The following is a 3,115-nucleotide window of genomic DNA, read 5'->3' as shown; positions in this document are numbered from 1 at the left end:
GAGTCTTTATTATTTAAATAAAATATTTATTATAGAGAATTCATTTTTTATTATTGCAATAGATGGAATAATAGGAGCCCTAATATTCTTTGTTTTGTGTAAAATATTTAGAATTGAAGAATTTGAAGAAGCCTTAATTATTATTAAGGAAAAAATTAAAAGGAGGGAAGGTTAATGAAAATATTATTTATTGCTTGTTATTCACCGCTAATAAATAATTCTGCATCTATTGAAACACTTCAATATTTGAATAATTTAGCTAAAATTCAGGATAATGAAATTCATCTTTTAACTGTAAATTTTCCTCCTAATTCAATTTATTATGATGAATATATTTTAAGTATGCTAGATCCTAAAGTTAAATTACATATTATTTCTGGTGGAATAGTATTTGAAAAGATAATGCCTAAAAAGAGAAACTCTTTAGGAACTGTTAGTAATAGCAATAAATTTAAAGCTAAAATAAAAGGAATTCTTAGAAAAGCTAAAAGTATATTTGCTATTCCTGATATATATCTATATTGGGCTATAAAAGCAAGTGGTTATGGAATTAAACTAATGGAAAAAGAGAAGTTTGATGTTATGTTTTCTATGCATGAACCACCTTCTAGTCATATATGTGCTTATAGAATTAAGAAAAAATATAAAAAACTTAAGTGGATAGCTTATTGGAGTGATCCTTGGCTAAAAGATTCCACTAGAGAAGGTTCTAGCTTTATTAGAAAGAAAATAGAAGGAAATTATGAAGAGAAAATAGTTAATTTAGCAGATAAACATATTTTTGTTACAAAGGCTAATAGAGATGATTACGTAAGAACTTATAATTTAAATATTGATAATACTTATATAATAACAAGAGGATATGATGCCAAGGTATATAAAGATATTAAGGAAAGTGAAAAACCTGTTTTAATTAATGATAAGATGATTAATATAGTTTATGCTGGAGAAATTTTCTCAAAGCTTAGAGATATAAGACCTTTTATTAAAGCTTTAAATACTATTAAAAAAGATAATTACTCACTATATAATAAATTGAACATATTATTTTTTGGGAATATAGATAACGAAGAAGTAAGAACTGAACTTCTAGAAATAGATAATGTGAAAGTTTCTAATAGAATTCCTTATAAAGAAGCCTTAGGGTATATGATAAATGCAGATATACTATTGCTTTTTGGAAATAAAAATTCTAAACAAATTCCAGCAAAAATTTATGATTATTTTGGTTGTTATGCGTATATTCTAGTTGTTTTAGGAGATGAAAATGATCCTATACTTGATGTTGTTAGCAATAAAGATAAGTGCAGAGTAGTTATTAATAATAGTAATGATATTAATGATGCAATTATTGATTTGACAAACAGAATAATTAGTGGAAGTAAGTCTAATGAAATTGCTGAATACGAATGGGAGAATATATCTAAAAGATTAGATTTAATATTAAGGGAGGATTAGCAATGCATGTTATGTTTATACCATCTTGGTATCATAATAAGAGAAATCCAGTACATGGAAGCTTCTTTAAGGAACAAGCAGAAGCTATTCAAGAAAGTGGAGTTAAAGTCACGGTAGCCTATAATGAAGTGTGGCCATTAACTCAATTATTTAAAATTAATGAAAAGATAGGAATTAGCTTTAGTATTGAAGATAAACTAAGAACATATAGATATAAGAACTTTAACTACTTACCTAAGAATCCTAAAATGTTTAGTATTTTTAACAGGAGAATGGATAGACTTTATAGGAAAATTGTGGCAAAAGAAGGTAAAGTTGATTTAATACATTGTCAGTCTTCTTTTTGGGCTGGAATTAGTGCTGCATATATATCAAAAAAATATAATATTCCTCTAATTATAACTGAACATTCATCCTTAAAGACTGCTGTTTATATTAAGGATAGTTATAAACCCTTTATTAAAAAGTCTTATTTAGATGCTGATGCTTTAATAGCAGTAGGAAGTGGACTAAAGAAAGAAATTAGTGAGTTTTCTGGAAGAAGTGATGTAAAGGTAATACACAATTTAATTCCAGTAGAAAGATTTAATATTGGAAAATATGATAATGATATATTTACTTTTTTCTCTTTAGCCTTTTTAGAAGGGGGAAAGGGAATGGACGTATTAATAAAAGCCTTTGCAAAATATTTTATAAATACAAACACTAAATTAGTTATAGGTGGAGATGGAAGTCAAAAGGAATTTCTAATTAATCTAGCTAAAGAACTTGAAATAGAGAATCAAATAGAGTTTTTAGGAGCTTTATCTAGGGAAGAAGTGTCAAGTTATATGAGTAGATGTGATACCTTTGTTCTTGCTTCAAAATATGAGACCTTTGGTGTTGTGTATATTGAAGCACTTGCATCAGGAAAACCTGTTATAGGAACTTATAATGGTGGCGCTGAGGATATTATTAATAATGATAATGGTTTATTAGTTAAGGTCAATGATATTGATGATTTAGGCAATGCTATGAAATATGTATATGAAAATATAAGTTTATATGATGCTGAAAAAATTAGATATGAATGTATAGAGAAATATTCAAAGAAAAAAATTATTAATGAAATATTAAATGTATATAGTTATTTAATGAAAGAGAGGTAATTAAAATGTTGTTTAAGTATTATAAAATAGAGGATTTTTTAGAAGAATTATCTTCAGATGCACCATCTCCTGGTGGTGGAAGTACTGCAGCGTTAGTTTTTGCTCTTTCTGTAAGTTTAAACTCTATGGTTTATTCATTAACTGTAGGTAAAAAAGTTTATGAAGCATTAAAAGATGAAGAAAAAGAAAAGATGTTAACTTTACATAAGGAAGCTAAGAATTTAGTTGTGGTTGCTACAGAATTTATGGAAAAAGACAGAAAAGATTTCTTAAGTCTTATGGAATCATATAAATTACCTAAAAGTAATGAAAAAGAAGTAGAATTAAGAAAAGAAAAGATTAAAGAATTTACAATTAAAGCAATGAATACACCTATGGAGTTAGCAGAAGAATGTATTAAGTTTTATGAAAACATAGAATTTGCTATAAGATATGGAAATAAAAATTTAGTTTCTGATGCTGGGGTAGCAGCAACTTTATTACATTCAGCAATTGAAAGTGCAATAATT

The 3,115-nt window shown here is 26.5% G+C and carries 3 protein-coding genes; all 3 read left to right on the top strand.

Annotation, left to right across the window (positions count from 1 at the left end; genetic code table 11):
• The first annotated feature begins 174 nt into the window (after positions 1-174).
• Entirely contained in the window at positions 175-1,458 is a 1,284-nt protein-coding gene (locus HUJ77_RS15200) for a glycosyl transferase group 1 (RefSeq protein WP_291710084.1), read from the top strand.
• Between the two features lie 2 nt (positions 1,459-1,460).
• Complete coding sequence (locus tag HUJ77_RS15195; protein ID WP_291710082.1) at positions 1,461-2,606, top strand: glycosyltransferase; 1,146 nt, start codon at positions 1,461-1,463, stop codon at positions 2,604-2,606.
• 5 nt (positions 2,607-2,611) lie between these two features.
• A partial coding sequence (locus HUJ77_RS15190; RefSeq protein WP_291710080.1) for a cyclodeaminase/cyclohydrolase family protein occupies positions 2,612-3,115 on the top strand: 504 nt, incomplete at its 3' end.

The organism is Clostridium sp., from assembly GCF_021443865.1.
GTDB lineage: Bacteria > Bacillota > Clostridia > Clostridiales > Clostridiaceae > Clostridium.
Note: the sequence above shows the minus strand (reverse complement) of the source record. Positions and strands in the feature narration are given on the sequence as shown.

Excerpts from the sequence above, each read along its gene's own strand:
- HUJ77_RS15195 (WP_291710082.1), top strand. The coding sequence starts at position 1,461 with ATGCATGTTATGTTTATACCATCTTGGTATCATAATAAGAGAAATCCA.
- HUJ77_RS15200 (WP_291710084.1), top strand. The coding sequence starts at position 175 with ATGAAAATATTATTTATTGCTTGTTATTCACCGCTAATAAATAATTCT.